We start from the raw sequence: 21,005 nt of genomic DNA, 5'->3' as shown, positions 1-21,005 counted from the left end.
ATTATATTCTTTTAAATATTAATATTAGCAGTACTGAAAGCATTAAGATTACTGCCAAAATCAATAAAAGGTATGTTCCTAATCTTTGCTTTTTACTTTCGTTATTTTGATTATTTTGCAACTCTTGAATTTGATTTTTTTGAGCTGTAAAAAGATTATTCCAGTGCAATATTATTTCCTCAAGGCGCTCAGTTCTTGGTTGTATTTCAATTTTTTCAAGTTTTTCTATTTGCAGAGAAAGCTCTTTAGTCAAACTGGATTGTTCAATAATCATTTTTTGTAATTTCTCTGTATTGTCTGACATGATTTCAATCATGATTTCTGTGTTTTTACTCATATCCCGAAGTCTTGTTCTAGTTTTAAATTATTGTTTGGTTTTTCAATTAAAGAATCTTCAAGTTTTTGAAGGTTTTTTGCGTATTCAATGTCTTTTGAAACTGAGTCTAAACGTTCTTTTTCAGTATTTTTCATCTCGACTTTTATCAGTGGATTCTGTACAGCTTTTATATATTTGAATTCCTCTTTAGTGATTTTTTGCTTTCCTAACACTTGAGCAACTGATTTAGTTCCGTTCCTGCTTAATTGATTTACTTGGTTTTTAATTTCTTTTGGAATTATATTACTTAAGTTTTTATTGGAATGATTTTTTGATATCTGCTTACCCTGTGCGCGTTTAAGAGTAGTATCGACATTATAGCCAAGGTCATTATTTATCCCTATTTTTAATAAATTACTGGCGCTCATCGACCTGTGACACTCACTGGCTTTAAAGTCTTTGTTAGTATTTAAATCTCTCACGCGAAATCCTTGAATCTGCCCTTGTCTATTTATGGTTGGTTTTACTTCTAATCCTTTCAAATCCATTTGTTTGATATAATCTTGAAAACTTTGAGGTTGCTGTTTTAAAACTTCCAGATGTTTTTCAAAAATTTTGGACTTTAATAAATCATTTGAAGCCATAACTTCTTTCGCAGATACCAAACCTCTTTCTTTAGCTATTTCATGAGTCTTTTGCTGAGTTCTTTTTGAGATAAATGAATCGTTATAAGCTACTCCTTTTGAATTTATTCTATTGACATACAAATGAATGTGAGTGTGGTCTGTGTCTCGATGAACGTAAGCAACATGTTGATGATCTTGTAAATTCATTTTTTTTAAATAATCATCAGAAATAGCTTTAAATTCTTCTCTTGAGAGTTTTCGTCCGTCTTCAGGAGATGGACTTAATACAATAGAAATAGTATTCATTTTGGTATTTAAATTTAGATTTTGATAGACTTTAAATTCATTTTCAATTTCTAATCCAGTACTACCAATTACATTATGCCTTGAAATTTCTTCTGCATTCAGTTTGTCTTTTCCATAATTAACAGCATTAGATGTATGAGCTATACTTTTAGCTTTTCCTACCATCACTAAAAATTTTTAAAACTGAGTCGGTTTCTTTAACCGTTTTCATTACTTCAGATGCAAACAAAGAAGATTTATCTTTTAGAAGATTATTGATTTTGATAAAAGCATTTCGTATGTAATGCAGATTCTCAAAAGCTTTTAATTCATCTTCTGTAAAAACAGATTTGTTTTTACGTTCTAAGGCTACCATTCTACAGAAACTAGCGGTATTCATTTTTCTGTTTTTCGCTTTTTTTTCTATGATTTTTTTCTCAATAATTGTAGTTCTGAACATTATAATTTTTGTTCTTGCTTGACTCATAATTATAATTTTTAATTGTTGTGTTTTTCATTTGAGACCATCGGGATAAAATGCGAGAAATGTTTGTAGCGATAGCGGAAAACACCTCTCGAAATTCTAAACTTTGCGTATATCACTATGTGCATATAAATTCGGTCAAATCTTGAAATTCTAAACTTTGCGTATATCACTATGTGCATATAAATTCGGTCAAATCTTGGAATTAGATTATTTTCCTTTTGGAAAACCTCTTCGGTTTAGTTCATTTTTTATAGCTCCAATGAAATATCCAGCGGGGTTTTCAATTGCTTTTTCATCGACAGTACATTGCACATCAATAATAAATTTTAAAAAGTCATCCCTCATTACATCATTAGCAAATCGAATCAATTTCTCATTGTTTTTGAGCCCCTCATTCGTGAAGTTTAGATTCTCAATCAATAAAGTTTGGATGTAAATATTTATGTTCGCTAGTTCCATTTTTTCTAATATTTGATTTCTAATTCACATATTGAAAACCACTCATTCAGGTCTTTGTATCCTTTATATTTTACTCTACAATCAATTGAATTTGGAAAAGCTTCTTTGATAATTTCTGTGTATTTATTTCCTGTTGTGTCATTATCTAAATACAATTCAATTGTTTGGTAGTTTTCTAAAACTGATATATTTTTAGTAATCAATGAGACAGAATTTAAAATGAGATAATCCGATTGGTTCAGCTTTTTATTATCTCTGATTTGAATAAATGAGAGATAATCGAAATAGCCTTCATACACCCTTAATCTTTGAGATTGGTTTGAAATAATAGTGATATCTTTTTTGCCTAAACAGATTTTCGCATACTTAGAGCGAATCTCAAATCCACCACTTCTATTTTCAAATCCTATCGCAAAATATTTTTTATCCTTGATAGTATAATGAACCTCTTTTAAATTGCTCTCTGTTTGAACCTTGGCAATACCTCTACTTTTCAAATATTGGATTAATGCCAAATGTTGAATTGGTATTATTTTTTCGATATGGTTCTCATTATTTTGCTCCTTAACTGGCGTTTCAAAAATTTGCTTTTGAAAAGAAAAAAAAGAATCAAATTTTTCTAGATAACTCAAAGCTTCAGTAACATTAAATCCGAATTTTGCAATGACAAAATCTATAACATTTCCGCCTTTTTGTTCGCCATGATCAAACCATCGGTTGATTTTTCTATTTAGGTGAAAAGAAGCTGTTTTCTCAACCCTAAACGGACTTAGATACCAAGATTCATTTTCGTTTGATTTTAAAGGCTTACAGCCTAAATTTTGAAGTACTTTTTCTATTGAAATTTCCCTGGCTTGTATTGCATTCATAACTGTATTTTTTATGAGTTAAACTGATTTTAGTTTGTCTTTTTCTTTTCATAAGCAAAAAATCTAAACTGTTTTTTGCGATTTCATCTTACCTACTTACCCAGCCCAGTAATAGCAAGGAGGGTAATGTATTTTTCTATCTATTTTCTTCTTACCTATCTTACCCGTAAAACTTATAAGCTGTTGATTATATTCAATTTATCTTGTTTGGGTAAGATGGGTAACTTTAGGTAAGAACATCTATATTTTAAGTTACCCAAGAAAACATCAATGATTTAAGGTGCTCTTAATAGTTTGGGTAAGTAGGTAAGAAGAAATCAAGTTTTTCTATTTTTCTTAGTTTGTTGGAAATAATGGCAAAACCGAAACTGCATATCCGTAAACACGTCTTTCTTTATCTTTAATGCGCTCAAAACCTAAAGAAATCATAGCCTTACCAATGTTAATATGATTTAAACGCTGATACTTTATAGACAAATAATGCATGATATCGCTCGAAGTCATGAACTGTTCTTCTGAACTCTTTTCTGGAATTAGAAAATATTTACTAATAATTTCGTATTCTACTGACAATGTTGTGTATTTAGAATTTCTCTTTTCATTCTCTTGTACATCTTGAAATGTGAGTTCGCAATCAAAATCACTCATTGCCAAGGCATATGCTTGCGCCCAAACGGCATTTATATCAACTTCTGTTTTATAGGCAAAGTTTATTGGCTTTATGAGTTCAAAACAGAGCCAGCGAACACTCCCAGTTTCATCGTTTAAAAATGTTGCCATATTGGTTGAACCAATAAACGAGCATACTCGCGACAAGATGCTGTTTTTACGGTCATAAGGAAGTCTTTCGTTAATATGTGTTTTTGAGAAATATGATTTTAGTTGATTTATTTCTTTTCGACTTAAAACCGCTAATTCATCTAAATTTAGAAGAAAGTTTTTAGCTAATAGAATTCTAGCATCTTTGTCACTACTAATATCTTCAGCTATATAATTTGCCAATGCAGGAGGACACATAAACCGACAAAAAGTTGACTTTCCACTACTTTGTCCTTTGTGAACCAGTATAAAAGCCTGCTTGTTAAAATAATCGTCTAAGAATACACATTTCACACTTCGTACACACCATTTTACAAAATGATATTCGAATTGTTTTTTATCTAGAGTTGTTAGATAGCTCGCTAATTTCTCGATATGAGGTGTTCCATCCCATTTAGGCAGTGATAAAAAATATTCTTTTATAGGATTAAAGTTTGTTACGAAATCACTGCGTAAAATTGCTAAGAGATTATTTATAGAAATTTTTATTCCTTTTTTCTGTAACTCGATGTATAACGAATTCTCGTTTAGTGCTCCCCATTTGCCAGAGTTTATTTTTTTACATTCAATTTCTAGTGCAATTTCATTGTATCGAAAAATATATCTTTTGGCTAAATATATTTCTGTCATATCAAATATATTCTGTACAAATTCTTTGGGTTCTTCCTGTTTATTTTCCATTGTAATATGTTTATATGGAAAACTTTGCGTAAATTTGCATCGTCTTCAATTAGAAAATTATCATAGACGTAAAAAGCTTTTAGCGAGGTGTTTTTACGTCTTTTTTACTTTTACTGGTTTTCTAAATTTCTCGTGATAGCTTTTCCGTAAAGAATAATAACAATACAGTTCAGAAGCATTACAAATGCTGGCACTAAGGGAAAAGGCTTATATTCATAGTTAAACAAGAAGAAAATTTGAACTATTGCAAGTGAAAGAAATACGCTTACAAGTACTGATAATTTGATTGTTTTAGTATCCATAAAAAATGATTAGCGAGTAAATATTTATTTGTGATTATGCTTTTTTCCATATTCCAGAAGTTCTTTCTTAGAATAGAAAAAGCGTCCATTAAAGTCATAATGAGGTAACCCTTTCTCTTTTCTCCAGGTAATAATAGTTGGAAGAGACTTTTGTAAAAATTTACAGGCTTCTTGTTGAGAAATTAAATCTTCTTTTTGAGACTCATTTGAAGATTTCGAAAGTTGAAAATTCTGTACTTTACTAAGGATTATTTCTACAACTTTTTCTAAATCTTGTTTACTGTGGGAATACAATAGTACCGACATAGCTTTACTTATTTTTAGTTAGTATTAACGATTTTTTTAATACTGTAAAATTCAGAAAAGCAATAGGGCAAAAAAAAATCCGCTAAAAAACGGATTTAAATCACTTGTAGTAAGCTGACTATTAATTGGTTATAAATTACCATTTTTTATCTCTCGGATATTGATCCAAAATGGTGTTTATCTCTCTTTTACAATCTTTATTTAGTTTACTTTTTTTATCTCTATGTGCTTTATCCCATGTAGAAATTTTAGCTTCTAATCCTGTAATGTGTTCTAGAAAAGTTATTAGATTAATCACTTCATAGGTGAATAAATTTGTAGCAGTATTAGTTGATTTATACTCGCTGAAAAAGCCAATTAAGTTTTTCACTTCTAATTCATCTAATTCAACTTTTTTTAAATCCTTATTTATAATATCATTATTAAACAATTCTTTTAAAAAATATCTAAAATTAGGATAGATTACTTTATATCTATTCTTCGGTAAATTAAGCTCGAAGTATTTCTTAAATATTTTATCTGCTAACTTGAAAGTTGAATGAATCGTAATTTTAGATTGGATTGATTTTTTAAATATTTCAGATTCTAAAAACACGTTTTTTTGTTTTTCTTCACTTTTAGTACCGATTATTTTAGGAATATCGATAACAAACCTGTGATCTAATTCGTCTATTTTCCCTCTATTTAAAAAATAGGTTTGAAATAACTCCGGAATTTGTTGTTCATATGAATTATCATAAGTTAATTCTTTATCATGGAATTTGTCTTCATACTCGGCGTCATAATTTCCCCAATCACCATTCCAATCAGTATCCCAACAAGAATCCATAGAACTGCTCATAAAGCGCCCCATATAATAGTCCATATAATAAATACAAAAAACATCGATATTAGTTCTTATTGATGCTTCTCTCTCACTAGCTTCAAGCTTTATCAATAATATTGAAGAATCTGTTACTTTCTCTTTGTACTCATGCTCTGAAAGTTCCTTGTTAATATTCGTAATATCGTTAATTAAAATAGTCTCTAATTGGTGAGAGGTCAAAATAAAATGAGACAAGCATAATAATTCAAAATCATTAATTAAAAAGCATTGATTATTAAGTGGTTGAATTGTACCATATAATAGTTTTGACAACTCCTTCCTTTGAACGATTGAGCGCAATTGATAATTTATAAACAAAGGAATACTAATATTTAGTAATACGATTAAATCTTTTTCGCTTTTTATTTTATATCTAAAACCAAAATTACCGATTTTGAGTATTTCATAAAAAACAGATTTTATATGCTTGTCCTTTTCAGAAAGTAATTCTTTATGTTTTTGAATAAATTGCTCATATATCCTTATAAGTAGAAATACCCTTGAATATGGATCTAAAAAAGTATTGTCTATATAAAAATTTAATTGCCTAATATCTTCGGGAAATTTTGAAGAATAAGAATCAAAACTTTCCATAAAAGAATTGTCTTTTATAGCGTGATTAAAAAAGAAGGATTGTCTTACTTGTTCCATTTGTCCATTTGTTCATCAGTGTATTCTTCGGTAATTTTCAGATACTTATCTAAAACAGCGTCTTTTTTAATATTTGCAATCTTTTTAATTGCTTTTGGCTCCATACCAAGTAATAAAGAGTTGGTTATAAATGTCTTTCGTGCAGTATGACTAGTAATCAACTGATATTTTGGTAAGGTATTCTGAATTTTCTTTGTTCCTACGAATCCTGTTATTGTTGTCGGTTTATCAATTCCAACTATCTGACAACATTCTTTAATGTAATCATTAAATTTTTGCATTGATATAGAGGGCAATGGTTCATAGATTGTTCCTTGATATTTATCTAATATCTCTTTAGAAAACTTATTCAGTCTTATAATGTGGTTTTGAGTTTTTGTCTTTTGAATTGAGATATTAATATGAGTTTCTGTAATATTTGCTTGATGTAACTGCGACAAATCGGAAAATCGAAGTCCAGTAAAGCAACCCATACAATAAAAGTCTTTAGTGTGGTTTAGTCTTGAATTTTCAAAGTCATAATTATACAACTGCATTAATTCATCATGCGTAAGATAAATAATATCTACATCATGCTCTATTCCTTTAAACTTCTCGAATTCTCTAAGATTGTTGTAACCTTTGTCTGTACACCACTTTAAAAAGGATTTTAAAACGGCTATTATCTTTGCGAAATAGTTATTCTTAATCTTCTTCTCGAAAAAAGAATATTTCATTAATTCTTCATAAAAAATATTATCAATTTTATTAAATGAAATATTGAACCCTGTTTCATTCTGAAAAGATTGTAAATAACCTTTTATTGTTTTCTGCGCCTTTATTGTGTTATAGGCTTTGGATAATGAACCCGATAATAAATATTCATCAAAACATTCAAAAAAATCAAATTCAGAGTTTATTTTGGTTTCTTTAGATTCATACTGCTCCAAGAAATTTTCTTTTGAGAAAGGTATCTTATTTGCCCTGAAAAAGAAAAAAATATCATTTACTTTCGATTCAATTCTTTGTAATTCATCATTAATGAATTGATAATTATTAGACTCTTCTTTTTTTAGATTAGGTTTTATTCTAGAGCCTGTCCAATAGATTTCTTTGGTACTAACCCCTACATTCTTTCTTATTCTAATTCCTTCAGCTCTAACAACAAACTGAATTGGGATTAGTCCATTTGATGTTATTTTCTCTTTCCTTAGTTCAAAAATCACTTTCATTCTAGCTAAAACGGATTAAATTATAATAAAGGGTGGCTAAAAAGGTGGTTTATTTTGATTTTAAAAGTTGAAAAAACTAAGAAAAAAATCCTTTCCGCACTATATCTATCTCAAATATAGCAATAAAAAGAACACTAAAGACAGGTAAAAATAACTAAAGTATTAACGGACTCCGGCTCCGGGTACTTTAACGGAAAAGCTGTCATTTTTGACAGCTTTTTCTTTTTTAAGCCTTTCCGAACCCTTGCTATTTCTAGTCAAAACGTTGATTACTTCATTCACTTGAGTGGTTCGACAATCATCATTTCCAAAAATTAGTTTTTGAGTAAAAATTGAACCCGCTACAATTCTTTTACCATCATAATCTCCATTAAGGAACAACCTATCCATGTTAGCAAGTAACTCAAGACCTGAATCCACAAACGGTTTCATTGAATCCGTCTTGGCACTAAGAACCTCAATTTCATTGTTCACAACACTTAACTTTCCATTGATACGTTCAATTATACTTTCGAATCTTTCTTTGCTAATGTCACCGCTTATAAGCTTATCCTCCGCATTTTCAATTTGAGACTTTAAAGCTCTTTGAGCCTCAAATTTCATTTCCAGCTGATTACTCTTGTCACCATTGATTTGAGACTCCGAATCTTTTAAAACAACCGAAAACAGTTCTTTGATATTGTCATTTATCTGCAAACCAGTCAGAATATTTGCGATTTTAAGATGAGCACCATGAACCGAAACTCTTGTTTCACATTTATTCCTGCAATGGTAGTAAGCGTATTTCTTTGTCCTACCTGTAGAATTACTACCAGTTATCTGACCACCACAAACCTTACAAGTTAGAAAATCACGCATTGGAAAGTCATGATTCTTATGACTTGGCTTGATACCATGCCATCTTTTTCCCCTAAATACAGCTTGAACCTTATTAAACGTCTCCAAATCAATTAGAGCTTCGTGTTTACCGTCAACTACCATTGCTGGCTCCTTCTTAAATTCAGGAACTCTTATCTTTCCTATATACACAATGTTCTTAAGAAGCTCGCTGAAAGCACTTTTCTTTAACTCCATTCCATCTTGCCTTAGCTTTTTCCTTATCGTCTCAACAGGCTCTATTGCCATAGCAACCTCTTTGAATGCTCGCTTCACCAACCAAGCATTATCATTAGGCTTAAGAGTGGATTTTTTTTGCTCATCCCTAATATTATCATACCCAAACGGAGCTTTTCCTGCAAAATAGCCATCTCTTTTCGCCTGATAAGTACCCGCAATTGTTCTGCTAGAAATTTTATCTCTCTCGACCTCACCAGCAGTTAGATAAATAGCTAGCACCATTTTATTATCAGAGTTACTGGTATCTAAGTATTGCTCAGTCGCATTTAGCTCTACACCTATCGAATCGAACTCTCTCAACACAGTCAAAGCTTGCTCCACATTCCTTGAGAACCTATCCCACTTAGCAAAAAGCACCTTATGTATTTCTTTCTTGTTGGATTTTACATAAGTTCTCAATTTTGACCATTCGGGTCTATTGAAGTTCTTCGCAGAGTGGTCTTCCCTATAGACCTTAAGAATATTATAGCTTCTTGAATCACAGTACATCTTTAATGATTCTTCTTGATAATCCAAGCTAAAACCTTTTTGAGCTTGTTCGTCTGTACTTACACGACAGTAAATAACTACGTTTGTTTTTGAATTTTCCATGTTCTATTCTTTTATATCTTTTATTCTTTGATTTTATTGTTGAGCTGATTGTGGCACACCTCTGCCAGTTTATACAGTACATTTCTGATTATTTCTATTTCTGCATCTGTATAGCTTATTCCTTTTTTATTTAATATTTTTTTGCATTCAGTTAGACTTAACACTTTGTTTCTCAGTCGTCATTTTCCGATTTTTTAATTTGACGGTGGAATTCTCTTTATTTTTGGTCACAGCAAGACCTTGTCCAAATCTGTCTCATAATCCGATTTAGATAAATTTTGTGCATAGAAGTTTCGTTTCAAACGAAATGAAACAAATAGCTGATTAGGCATAAATGCCTAGAATGTGATTTTGTGTTTGTGCTGAAACCACTTTTTGAAGAACAAAGTGGAAATATAAGTTATCGTCTAAACAGTAAAACTGCCCTCATGCGGTTTTGAGTAATATTGTTAAAAAGTCCCGACTATTAGGAGCCAGTTTTTGGCTTTTTAATTAAACTAATTCAAAGGTACGAATTTAATTTGATATTTGCAACTTGAAATATGACTATAAAAGTTTCAATTTGAATCATTTATAGTCATGAAAAAATTACTGCCAAAAAAACTATGTCTGCAAAATTTGATTGTTGGTAGTTTATTTTATCAAATCAGATAAATAATAAGACGGAGTTACCGCCGCAAGTTTTCCACCTGTATTATCTGATAATGTTCCGTGTATAAATCCATGTAATTTTGTACCGCTACCTGTCATTTGCATATTGCCCGATTCAATTATTGACAAATCATAAACAGGTCCACCACTATATCCTCCTATACTAGGATTTTCCAATATTATAAAGGTCTGAGGTGTATTCAAATCAAATCTGTTTAATGAGATTAAACCGCTTGACGCAAATGTTCTATAAGTAAGAGGTGAGAAAAACTCGCTTGCTCCTAAACCTAAAGGGAAACCAATTATGGTTAATTGAGTATTCCTAGAAATTGCTTTTTTATCCGTATCAATTAATTCGTAAGGAACAAATCTTTTTTGAAGATATTTCATTATTATTTCTTGAGATGGATTCAGTTCTAATACAGATAAGTCAGCTTCATTGTGATGAATCCATTTAATTGGATTCGCTAATTGTGTTAAATCTAATTTTATTGGCTTATTGTTTTCGCCTTGAATTATAATCTGAGATGACGAATCCATAATTTTGGCAACATGTGAAGCCGTGACTATATATAGCTTACCATCTTTTGATATAAAACTTCCCGTGCCAACTTGCTCATTGTTTGGACTTACTAGTTTTCTAAAATTTAATACAGTAATCGCTAATTGGTCCGCATTTAAAATCATTGCTCCTTTATTTTCTTGTGAATTCATATTAAAACTTGAAAATATTAATAATATAATTATAGTTTTTTTCATTTTAGGCATTTCTTAAATTAGCATGACTCATTCTTACATAAACATTCATATGTTTGAGTTACCAAATGTAAGAAACAAAACTCATAAAATTAAATAATTTAGCTATTCTATATAATAATGTATCAACTACTCAACTGTATCAAAATATATCTATTGCCTACATTAAATAATACAATATACCGTATCGAAAATATTCTTTGATTTATTTTGCCATGTGCCGAAATACCTGGACTTTTGGAATATGGAAAAAGCAATCATCATATCCCGTTGTTCAACAAATGAGAATCGTCAAGACGTTACACGTCAATCTCAAGAGCTAATTTCTAATTACGGAAATCAGTATGAAATCGTCAAAGAGTTTACTTACTACAAGTCTGGAACCAAAAATGATGAGGTAAATGCTGAGATTTTGGATTATGCTATTAAAAATGGTGTGCAACATGTAATCGCCATCGAAATTTCACGTATATCTCGTAAAATCTCATCATTTGCTCTTTTCTTGGAAAAATGCAACGAAAACAAAATTAATATCATTATCGATAATTTCAAACTGCATACTCTTCTACCATCGGGAGAAATTAACGGAATGGTTCAAACAATGCTTAGCATTGCATCGACTTTCGCAAGCCTAGAATTATCGATGATTAAGGAACGTCTGAACTCTGGTCGTGACAAATTTATCCGTGATGGAGGAAAGCTAGGACGCAAAGTTGGCTCAGAGAAAGAGCCGAAGCAACTAATAGCCGAACATGCAGATATTGTGAAATTTCTAAAGCAAGGTCAATCAGTCCGTAACACCATGAAACTAACTGGAAAAAGTAGCGGTACTGTGCAAAAAATCAAAAAAATGGTGGCATAGCAAAAAAAATCCTCCCAGATTATGAGAGGATTTTTTGTAAAACATTGACGCACTACATGATTGTAATGCCTTTTTCTAAGCCCTACAGCCAGTTTTTTCGGATACACCTGTAGAGCAAATACAGGCTAATCTAGGTACAATTAGGAACATTAAATCTGAAAAAAAATTCGAGCACCTATTCGAACCCGCACTATTTCAAACCAAAAAAAACAAAAAATGCTAGGCGGTAACGAGGCTACATGTTGCCAAATAGCAGGACGGGGTGCGTCACCCCAACTGCTCTATTCTCTTCTTTATCTGCTCGATTTCCTTTTCCAATTGTAACTTCTGTAACTGTTTTTGTAACTCTTGTTTTCGATGCGGTTCGTTCTCAATAGAGATTTGCATTTGCTTTAACCTAATTTTATCATCCGTTGCTATTGCTTCCATCCTTTAGGTAATTTATCAAATACTCCTCCTCAAAAAGAAAATGGAGCTCGTTATTCTCTTTCAAAAGATTATACTCCTGAATCAAATGCCAATCATCTAAAATCGCATCTTCTTCATAAGTTCTAACGCAGTAATTCACCAACATCTTACGAAGCTTTGGATTGTACTTAAAGTCTTTAATTTCTATCATGTTTAGTTTAATTTTTTTAACGTTATTATCTGGCCACCGTCCTTTTTTATGTAATCCTTCCAACCGTTTAAGTCGAAGACGACACTCTCATGATAGCTTATTTGACTGAATCCTAATTTGAAGCAATTGATTAGTTTCTTCTTATTTGAGCATTTTACATAACAATGTAAGTGATTTCGGTTGTTGCTCTTCTTTTGCTCTACTACATAATTAATCTCTAGTACATCGTCACCCATTTGTTCATAAGCAAATTTCATCACCACATCGATGTCAGATTTACTATAATCTGTACACGGGTCGATGCTGAGAGCATAGTATTTGTTCTTTCTAGTTCGTTGAGGTTTGAACTTCGGCACCAATAAATGGTGAACCATCCATTCACCATTTTTATTCTTGTATAGCATAGCTTCGCTACAATTGTCTGTTAGACTACTGATTATTCTTCTAACATTTCTAGTACACATTTCATATTTTGTACTAATTTCTTTTACTGTTACGTATTCATTTTGTTGCATTTTAGTTTCTTATTAAACGCATCATATCTATTAGGGAACTGCTTAAATTCCCTTTTGATATGTTATTTTATTATAAATATGTCCGAGAATTGGAAAAGTTCCTTCGGACATAAAATATTTATCCACAATCATAATTGAGTTGGAATAAATTGTAAATAGTTTGTGTGAATATTTTATTGGTCAGAGTGACCGTATTGTTCTAGTAGTTGTTATCTCTAGTCAATAGCTTGTATGCATGTGAAAGTTTCTTCAAATCTTCAACGAATAAATTCGACAATTCAACCGTAAATGGTACGTAAAACCTCTTCAGCAATGAAGAGGTTTTTTTATGGTATTTTTTAAACCATATAAGTCATATAAGAAAATATTACTTCACGTTTAAAGCTCTTTATTTAAATGAACTTACATCACTTATATGATTCAAACCTCACAACTCGCATCATGCAAAACAGGAAAATTGCACGAATTTGCTATAAAACACAATTGGTTTGCTTTAAAATGCAACTCTAAAGCCAATTCAATTTGACTTGGATTTGAGATTTTTACTTTTGGCTTTAAACAAACCTCAACAAAACGTCCTCTTCCATCTGTAGAAACTTCAAGCGTTGCTTCGGCGTTGTCTATATACTCGAGAACTTCTATTCCGTTTTGAGAACAAACATATAAGTACGACATCATATGGCAGGAAACCAAACTGCTTAACAATAAATCTTCAGGATTATATAATGCGGGATCTCCTTTGAATGCTTTTGCTGCAGAAACAACCAAAACTGGCTTGCCCTCAATTTTAATTTGATGACTTTTATCGTAAGTTTTTGAAGTTGGATTTTCTTCTTTTTTTGAAGTCCAGTTTAATTCTGCCTTAAATAAATGTTTCATTTTCCTTTTTATTGCTAAGTTAAGTTTTTTCTTTTTCGGATCAATTAGTCTAGTAATCCTGGTAGTTATCGGGAGAGAAATCTTCATAAGAAGCTCCGCAAAGGAATTCTCAAATCTTTGGCGAGTTACTCGCGGAGATTTCTCTCCCGAGGCTTCGGGATCGAAATGACAAAAATGAGCAAATTCTTTGTTTCTACTAGTACTTTCATAAAAAAACCTCGAAAGCAATACTTTCGAGGTTTTTAGAGAACTGAACTAATTAACAAATTCCAAAACTATTTCTTTACTGAAAATTTAAAAGTAGTTTTAGTTTTATAATTTTCTCCCGGGTTTAAAACCGTTGTTGGGAAATTTTTCTGATTTGGAGAATCTGGATAATGCTCTGTTTCCAGACATAATCCCGTTCTGTGTCCGTATGTTTTTCCGTCGCGAGTTGGCAAAGTTCCGTCAAGGAAATTTCCTGAGTAAAACTGAATTCCAGGTTCATCAGTTGTCATTTCTAAAACTCTTCCGCTTGGTGCGTGATATACTTTTGCAATAATTGTTTTTCCTTTTTCAGGATTGTTCAATACCCAACAGTGATCGTAACCTTTTCCCCTTTCTAATTGTTCGTTTTTAGCTTCGATGTCTTTACCAACCAATTTTGGTGTTCTAAAATCAAAAGGTGTATTAGCAACATCTTCCAATTTTCCAGTTGGAATTAAAGTCGCATCAACTGGAACAATTTTATCCGCATTTAATGTCAATTCGTGATCTAAGATTGTTTTAGAAAAATCTGCAGATAAATTGAAATACGAATGCTGCGTTAAATTTACAACCGTTTTCTTATCAGTTGCTGCTTCATACAAAACTTCTAATTGATTATCATTTGTCAATGTATAAGTCACAAAAACTTGTAAATTTCCAGGATAACCTTCTTCCATATCTTTACTTAAATATGCTAATTTTAATGAAGCTGTTTCTCCAGATTTAACCTCATCTGCCTTCCAAACCACTTTAAAAAAACCATTCGGTCCTCCGTGCAAAGCATTTGGCGCATTATTTATAGCTAATTGATACTCTTTTCCATCCAAAGAAAATTTTCCTTTCGCAATTCGGTTTCCATATCTTCCAATTAAAGCTCCAAAAAATGGATTCTCTTTTTCGTACTGTGCCAAAGAATTAAATCCAATTACAACATTTTCAGAAACACCTTCTTTATTGGGAACTTTCAAATCAGTAATAATACCACCAAAAGTGATGATATCTACTTCCATTCCGTTTTGGTTTTTCAACTTGTAACTGTCGATTTTTTCCCCTTTTGCAGTTGTTCCGTAAGATGATTTTTCAATCGTTACTGCTGCTTTTTGATCTGAAACTGTAGCATCCATTTTTTTATCGCTTTTGCATTGAACTGAAACTAAAGCCAGGCTTAACAGGCCGATTCCAAAAACACAACGTTTTAATACATTCATAAATATTTTTTTTAATTGTAAAAGTGAAATGTAAGATATGAAAAAATCAAAAACAACAAAATTAAAACCTCTGAACCTTTGCCTCTTTGAACCTTTGTACCTATAATTAAAGTCCATGTTGAAACAAATGAAAATAAGCTTCATTCGCATTAATCTTGTCTTTAAACTCTCTAACAGTCGTTTTTTCATCAATAACCAATAATTCGATTCCTGCGATATCCGCAAAATCTTCCATATATTCAGTTGTTATCGATTGGCTGTAAACAGTGTGATGAGCTCCACCTGCTAAAATCCAAGCAGTTGCTGCAATATCAAGGTTTGGTTTACAATCCCATAAAACTCTGGCAACTGGTAATTTTGGTAATTCAGCCAATGGTTTAACCGCTTCAACTTCGTTTACAATTAAACGGAAACGCGTTCCCATATCAACCAAAGAAACATTGATTGCATCTCCGGCAGGAGAATTAAATACTAAACGAGCTGGATCTTCTTTTCCGCCAATTCCTAAAGGATGCACTTCACAAGAAGGCTTTCCGTCAGCAATAGAAGGACAAATTTCTAACATATGTGATCCTAAAACATATGATTTTTGTGGTGTGAAGTGGTACGTATAATCTTCCATGAAAGAAGTTCCGCCTTCAAGACCAATATTCATAACTTTTAAAGCTCTTACCATTGCAGCCGTTTTCCAGTCTCCTTCACCTCCAAAACCATAACCGTCGGCCATTAATCTTTGTGTTGCAATTCCTGGTAATTGCTTCCAAGCGCCAAGATTTTCAAACGTATCTGTAAAAGCGCCAAAACCACCTTCTTCAAGGAAAGCTCTCAAACCTAATTCGATTTTTGCTGCTTCAACCAAAGAACTTCTTTGTGCTCCGCCCTCTTTTAAAGAATCAGTCAAAGTATATGATTGTTCGTAAACCGCTAATAAATCAGCTAATTCTTTCTCTGTTATTTTTTCGATATGTTTTGTCACATCTGAAGAATCGTATCCGTTTACCGACATTCCGAAACGAATCTGAGCTTCTACTTTATCACCATCTGTAACGGCAACTTCACGCATATTGTCTCCAATACGAGCTACTTTTAGATTTTGAAGTTCATCCCATCCAAGAACAACTCTTGACCAAATTCCTATTTTTTTATGAACTCTTTCATCTTCCCAATGCCCAACTACAACTTTACGCTTTTTGCGCATTCTTGACATGATGAAACCAAATTCACGATCTCCGTGAGCCGATTGGTTCAAGTTCATAAAATCCATATCGATGCTTCCCCACGGAATTTCAGCATTGTATTGTGTATGTAAATGACACAATGGTTTTTTCAAAATACTCAAACCGCCAATCCACATTTTAGCTGGAGAGAAAGTGTGCATCCAAGCAATAATTCCGATACAGTTTTTTTCTGAATTCGCCGCCAAACAAACATCTAATATTTGAGATGGAGATTTTACCACATCTTTGTAAACCACTTTTACAGGAATTGAAGATGAAGCATCTAATCCTTTTGCAATGATTTGTGAATGTTCTGCTACTTTTCTTAATGTTTCTTCACCGTATAATTCCTGGCTTCCTACTACAAACCAAACTTCCTTTTGAGAAATGTCTATCATTTTGTTATTTATTTTGTTTCAAGTTTTCTTTGTTTCAAGTTTCATGTTCTTAAAATGCCGAAAACTTTTGTTATTTATTATTTGTTTCAAGTTTCAGGCTTCAGGTTTCAAGTTACGTTCCAACAACTTGAAACAAAGAAAACCTGAAACCTGAAACAAAATTTCTATTGTCCGTAATACGAATCTTTTCCGTGCTTACGATTGTAATGTTTCTTTATTAATGAATCTTTTAATCTTGGTGCATTCGGGTTTATTTGCAAAGTCAGGTACGCCATTTCGGCTACAACTTCTAAAACTTTACTGTTATAAACTGCTTTTGCTGCATTTTTTCCCCAAGCGAATGGACCGTGATTTCCAATCAAAACCATTTCTACTTCTTCGTATGAAAGATTTTTTTCTTTGAAACAATCCAAAATCTGAATTCCGGTATTGTGTTCGTAGTTTCCTTCAATAAGCGAATCAGCCATTGGCGGAGCACACGGAATATCTGCTGTTAAGTGATCTGCATGTGTTGTTCCGAAAATTGGAATATCTCGCTGCGATTGTGCCCAAGCCACAGAATACGTTGCGTGTGTATGCGCAACTCCTCCAATATTTGGCCAGTTTTTATATAAGTAAGCATGCGTTTTGGTGTCTGATGACGGACGCATGGTTCCTTCGATAACATTATTGTCAAAATCAACAATTACGATATCTTCGGGTTTTAAATCTTCGTAAGGAACGCCGCTCGGTTTAATGGCAAAAACACCATTTTCTCGATCAACAGCGCTCACATTCCCAAAAGTGTAGACAACCAAATTCAATGCATTTAATTGCATATTGGCTTCGTAACATTCCTGTTTTAAATCTTTATATTGAGAACTCATTTTCTTTAATTTTAATAGATGGATCTTCAAAAGCACTTAATTGATCGTAAGCAATAAGTAATTTGTTATACGCAGCCACTTTATCTAATTGAGGGAAATATTCTCCGTCAAAATCGCTTCCTATTTTTTGGCTTGCTTCGATTACATTTGGATAAATTCCTGCTGCAACAGCTGCGTAAATCGCCGCTCCTAAAGCCGGAGTTTGGTCTGAAGCTGCAATTTTAATTGGCTTGTTTAAAACGTTTGCCAAAGTCTGCATAATAAAAGGAGATTTACGAGCAACACCGCCAATTCCGATTACGCTGTCTATTTTTACACCTTCTTCTTCAAAACGATCTACAATTTTCTTGGCTCCAAAACAAATTGCGTTTACTAAAGCTTTGAAAATATGAGGTGCTTTTGTTCCTAAAGAAAGATTTGAAATCGCACTTTTTAATTCCTGATTCGCATCTGGAGTTCTGCGTCCGTTGATCCAGTCCAAGGCAATTGGAAGACTTTCTGAAACTGGAATTTTTTCCGCTTCTTTCGTTAATTCTACAATTAATTTATCGCTGAATTCTTCTCTTAATTGTTCTTTTTGAGCATCATTTAAAACAGTTGAAGCTGTTAATAAATGTTCTGTCGGCCACATTAATAATTCCTTGTACCAAGCCAATAAATCTCCAAAAGCAGATTGTCCTGCTTCAAGACCAATAAATCCTGGAATTACAGAACCATCTACTTGTCCGCAAATTCCGCGAACAGTTTTTGTTCCAACTTCATCATAAGAACCAACTAGAATATCACAAGTTGAAGTTCCCATTACACGAACTAAAGTATTCTCGCCAATTTTAGCACCGACAGCTCCAGAATGTGCATCAAAAGTTCCAACGGCTACAACTGTATCTGTTGAAAGTCCTAAACGACCTGCCCATTCTTTGCTTAAATTTCCTGCTGATAAATCTGATGTATAGGTTTCATCGTATAAATTACCGCGAAGCTGCGCTAAATACGGATGTAATTTTTCTAAAAATTCAACTGGCGGAAGTCCGTTCCAGTCTGTATGCCACATGGCTTTGTGACCCGCAGCACAACGGCTTCTTTTGAATGTTTTTAAATCTTTATTTTCGATTAATAAATACGTCATTAAATCGCAGTGTTCCATCCAAGTGTACGCTGCATTTCGAACCGCTTCATCTTGTCTTGCAATGTGAAGAATTTTTGCCCAGAACCACTCTGATGAATAAATTCCGCCCACATATTTTGTAACATCCTCTCCGCCCCAGCTTACTGCCAGTTCATTGATTTCGTTTGCTTCATTTATCGAAGTATGATCTTTCCATAAAACCATCATAGCATTTGGATTTTCTTCAAAACCTTTTGTTAATGCTAATGGAGTTCCGTCTTTTGTAACTGGAACTGGAGAAGATCCTGTTGTATCAATACAAATTCCTTTCACTAATGAAGGATCAACTTTACTTTCTTTTATAACAGTTTGAATCGTGATTTCTAATCCTTCGATGTGATCTAAAGGATGCTGACGAAATTGATTTATAGAGGCGTCGCAATACTGCTTATTTTTCCATCTTTTGTAATGAGAAACATTCGATGCTAGTTCCTGCCCATTTTCAGAATCTATAAGCACCGCTCGAACAGAATCTGTTCCATAGTCTAATCCTATTACGTAATTTTTCATTCGAAATTTATTTTTAATGGTGACAAATATACTTATAAATATTTATAAGTGTACAAAAAACACTTAATAAAAAAGATACAGTCTTTTTTTACAGATATTGCACTAAAACAGTTCTTTAGAAGAAAAAGACAAAATAAACGTTCAAATAACATTTATTCTATTGCGATTATCTCATCTTAAAACCTAAAACTGCAAAGCACAACCTGCTTTTCTAACTCTATTTTATCCGATTTTTTTCTTTTTTAACTTACTTTTATTCTAAAACCAAAACCTAAAAAGACAGAAAAATTGATTTCTATTTCTTCTATTTTACAATCGAGATCATTTTTAGTTTTGTCTTTTTTTCACTTGAAATCTTAAATAAGTGTTTCTTTGACATTTGTAAATTTAAATAAAAAATAGTCTCAAAAACAAATTAAAATTCTAAAACAACTGGTTGCAAAAAACAGATTTCGTAATTATGCTTTTGAAAACTATCCTAAACAAACGGCTTTTTTACTTTAATTCAGCTTTCATAAAAAGTTTAAAAATTATAAATTCCACAAAAAACTAATAAATACTGGGGGTTTGCAGCTTTTTTTGACGGTTTGAATTTTTAAAAATAAAATATCCATCTTGATACGAATTCTCTTTTAAAAATGTTTTTACCTTTGATCCTGATTTTGGTAATAAAAAGAATAATAAATTGAGAAATTGTATTCTATTTATAGATACCAAAATAAATTATAGTGATTTCATACTTTTAGTATTATTTTTACATAAGTGTAAATGTTACATTAATAAGTTATGAAACAATTTAGGAAGTTTATATCTTTACCAATAAATTATTAAATATGCTAAACAGTTATAGCTCTGCCGATAAGGTTTTACTAGCGGTAGATTGTATTATTTTTGGATTCGACAGTGAAGGTCTAAAAATACTTTTAATCAAAAGAGATTTTGAACCTGAAAAAGGAAAATGGTCCTTGATTGGAGGGTTTTTAAAACGCGATGAAGTTTTAGATAATGCAGCTATTAGAATATTAAATACGTACACTGGTTTAAACGATATTTATATGGAGCAGCTGTATGCTTACAGCGAAATTGATCGTGATCCTGTCGAAAGAACCATTTCTGTTTCTTATTTTGCCTTGATTAATATCGAAAACCATAATGCTGAACTAATTAAAAATTATCATGCCGAATGGTTCCCAATTAACGATGCGCCAAATTTAATTTTTGACCACAACGAAATGGTTCAAAATGCGATAAAAAGACTGCGATATAAAACTTCGATAAAACCAATTGGTTTTGAATTGCTTCCAGAAAAATTCACCATGCGTCAGCTTTTAGAATTATATGAAGCTATTTTAAGTAAGGAATTAGACAAAAGAAATTTCATTAGTAAAATAAACTCTCTTGAGATTTTAAATAAACTTGAAGAGAAAGACATGCAGTCGTCCAGAAAAGGATCGTATTTGTACACTTTTAATAAAGAAAAATACGAAGAGAAATTACTTAATGATTTCGTTCTGAATTTATAAAAAAAA

The 21,005-nt window shown here is 32.0% G+C and carries 19 protein-coding genes; 2 read left to right on the top strand and 17 right to left on the bottom strand.

What is annotated here, in order from left to right; genetic code table 11:
• Position 1: 1 nt before the first annotated feature.
• The 11 genes from NLG42_RS05270 to NLG42_RS05220 form a co-directional block, all read right to left on the bottom strand.
• Positions 2-337, bottom strand: a complete 336-nt coding sequence (locus tag NLG42_RS05270) for a hypothetical protein (protein WP_257683186.1) — start codon at positions 335-337, stop codon at positions 2-4.
• The gene (locus NLG42_RS05265) at positions 334-1,413 is read right to left on the bottom strand and encodes a relaxase/mobilization nuclease domain-containing protein (protein ID WP_257683185.1); all 1,080 of its coding nucleotides are present in this window, start codon (positions 1,411-1,413) and stop codon (positions 334-336) included. Before NLG42_RS05265 ends, NLG42_RS05270 begins: the two co-directional genes overlap by 4 nt.
• Entirely contained in the window at positions 1,397-1,714 is a 318-nt protein-coding gene (locus tag NLG42_RS05260; RefSeq protein ID WP_257683184.1) for a plasmid mobilization protein, read from the bottom strand. Before NLG42_RS05260 ends, NLG42_RS05265 begins: the two co-directional genes overlap by 17 nt.
• A gap of 207 nt (positions 1,715-1,921) precedes the next feature.
• Positions 1,922-2,173 carry a hypothetical protein gene (locus tag NLG42_RS05255; RefSeq protein WP_257683183.1) on the bottom strand — a complete coding sequence of 84 codons (252 nt, stop codon included), beginning with the start codon at positions 2,171-2,173 and terminating at the stop codon, positions 1,922-1,924.
• Positions 2,174-2,178: 5 nt separating this feature from the next.
• The gene (locus tag NLG42_RS05250) at positions 2,179-3,042 is read right to left on the bottom strand and encodes a toprim domain-containing protein (protein WP_257683182.1); all 864 of its coding nucleotides are present in this window, start codon (positions 3,040-3,042) and stop codon (positions 2,179-2,181) included.
• Positions 3,043-3,378: 336 nt separating this feature from the next.
• On the bottom strand, positions 3,379-4,542 hold the full coding sequence (locus NLG42_RS05245) for a VapE domain-containing protein (RefSeq protein ID WP_257683181.1): 1,164 nt from the start codon (positions 4,540-4,542) through the stop codon (positions 3,379-3,381).
• A gap of 326 nt (positions 4,543-4,868) precedes the next feature.
• A complete protein-coding gene (locus tag NLG42_RS05240; protein WP_257683180.1) occupies positions 4,869-5,150 on the bottom strand; it encodes a helix-turn-helix domain-containing protein in 282 nt (93 codons plus the stop codon).
• A gap of 136 nt (positions 5,151-5,286) precedes the next feature.
• Positions 5,287-6,666, bottom strand: a complete 1,380-nt coding sequence (locus tag NLG42_RS05235; RefSeq protein WP_257683179.1) for a hypothetical protein — start codon at positions 6,664-6,666, stop codon at positions 5,287-5,289.
• Positions 6,654-7,877, bottom strand: coding sequence for a site-specific integrase (locus NLG42_RS05230; protein WP_257683178.1), 1,224 nt, complete (start codon positions 7,875-7,877; stop codon positions 6,654-6,656). The genes NLG42_RS05235 and NLG42_RS05230 overlap by 13 nt, the downstream gene beginning before the upstream one ends.
• A 162-nt stretch (positions 7,878-8,039) precedes the next feature.
• On the bottom strand, positions 8,040-9,584 hold the full coding sequence (locus tag NLG42_RS05225; RefSeq protein WP_257683177.1) for a recombinase family protein: 1,545 nt from the start codon (positions 9,582-9,584) through the stop codon (positions 8,040-8,042).
• A gap of 633 nt (positions 9,585-10,217) precedes the next feature.
• The gene (locus NLG42_RS05220; protein WP_257683176.1) at positions 10,218-10,949 is read right to left on the bottom strand and encodes a S1 family peptidase; all 732 of its coding nucleotides are present in this window, start codon (positions 10,947-10,949) and stop codon (positions 10,218-10,220) included.
• 286 nt (positions 10,950-11,235) lie between these two features.
• Here NLG42_RS05220 and NLG42_RS05215 point away from each other — a divergent pair, with 286 nt between their 5' ends.
• On the top strand, positions 11,236-11,853 hold the full coding sequence (locus tag NLG42_RS05215; RefSeq protein ID WP_257683175.1) for a recombinase family protein: 618 nt from the start codon (positions 11,236-11,238) through the stop codon (positions 11,851-11,853).
• Between the two features lie 406 nt (positions 11,854-12,259).
• On the opposite strand, the gene NLG42_RS05210 is transcribed toward NLG42_RS05215, so the two are convergent.
• The 6 genes from NLG42_RS05210 to NLG42_RS05185 all read right to left on the bottom strand — a co-directional run bounded on the left by NLG42_RS05210 (position 12,260) and on the right by NLG42_RS05185 (position 19,476).
• Positions 12,260-12,472 (bottom strand): hypothetical protein, encoded by a 213-nt coding sequence (locus NLG42_RS05210; RefSeq protein WP_144336598.1) that lies wholly within the window; start codon positions 12,470-12,472, stop codon positions 12,260-12,262.
• 935 nt (positions 12,473-13,407) lie between these two features.
• A complete protein-coding gene (locus NLG42_RS05205) occupies positions 13,408-13,866 on the bottom strand; it encodes an OsmC family protein (protein ID WP_257683174.1) in 459 nt (152 codons plus the stop codon).
• 275 nt (positions 13,867-14,141) lie between these two features.
• The gene (locus NLG42_RS05200) at positions 14,142-15,320 is read right to left on the bottom strand and encodes an aldose epimerase family protein (protein WP_257683173.1); all 1,179 of its coding nucleotides are present in this window, start codon (positions 15,318-15,320) and stop codon (positions 14,142-14,144) included.
• Between the two features lie 106 nt (positions 15,321-15,426).
• The gene (gene araA, locus NLG42_RS05195) at positions 15,427-16,935 is read right to left on the bottom strand and encodes an L-arabinose isomerase (protein WP_257683172.1); all 1,509 of its coding nucleotides are present in this window, start codon (positions 16,933-16,935) and stop codon (positions 15,427-15,429) included.
• A 164-nt stretch (positions 16,936-17,099) separates the two neighbouring features.
• Positions 17,100-17,801 (bottom strand): L-ribulose-5-phosphate 4-epimerase, encoded by a 702-nt coding sequence (locus tag NLG42_RS05190; protein WP_089058903.1) that lies wholly within the window; start codon positions 17,799-17,801, stop codon positions 17,100-17,102.
• Positions 17,785-19,476 (bottom strand): ribulokinase, encoded by a 1,692-nt coding sequence (locus NLG42_RS05185; RefSeq protein ID WP_257683171.1) that lies wholly within the window; start codon positions 19,474-19,476, stop codon positions 17,785-17,787. Before NLG42_RS05185 ends, NLG42_RS05190 begins: the two co-directional genes overlap by 17 nt.
• A gap of 833 nt (positions 19,477-20,309) precedes the next feature.
• Here NLG42_RS05185 and NLG42_RS05180 point away from each other — a divergent pair.
• The gene (locus tag NLG42_RS05180; RefSeq protein WP_089053606.1) at positions 20,310-20,999 is read left to right on the top strand and encodes an NUDIX hydrolase; all 690 of its coding nucleotides are present in this window, start codon (positions 20,310-20,312) and stop codon (positions 20,997-20,999) included.
• The last annotated feature ends 6 nt before the right edge of the window (positions 21,000-21,005 follow it).

This window comes from Flavobacterium plurextorum (assembly GCF_024638035.1).
Taxonomy (GTDB): domain Bacteria; phylum Bacteroidota; class Bacteroidia; order Flavobacteriales; family Flavobacteriaceae; genus Flavobacterium; species Flavobacterium plurextorum.
This window is presented reverse-complemented; position numbering and strand designations above follow the sequence as displayed.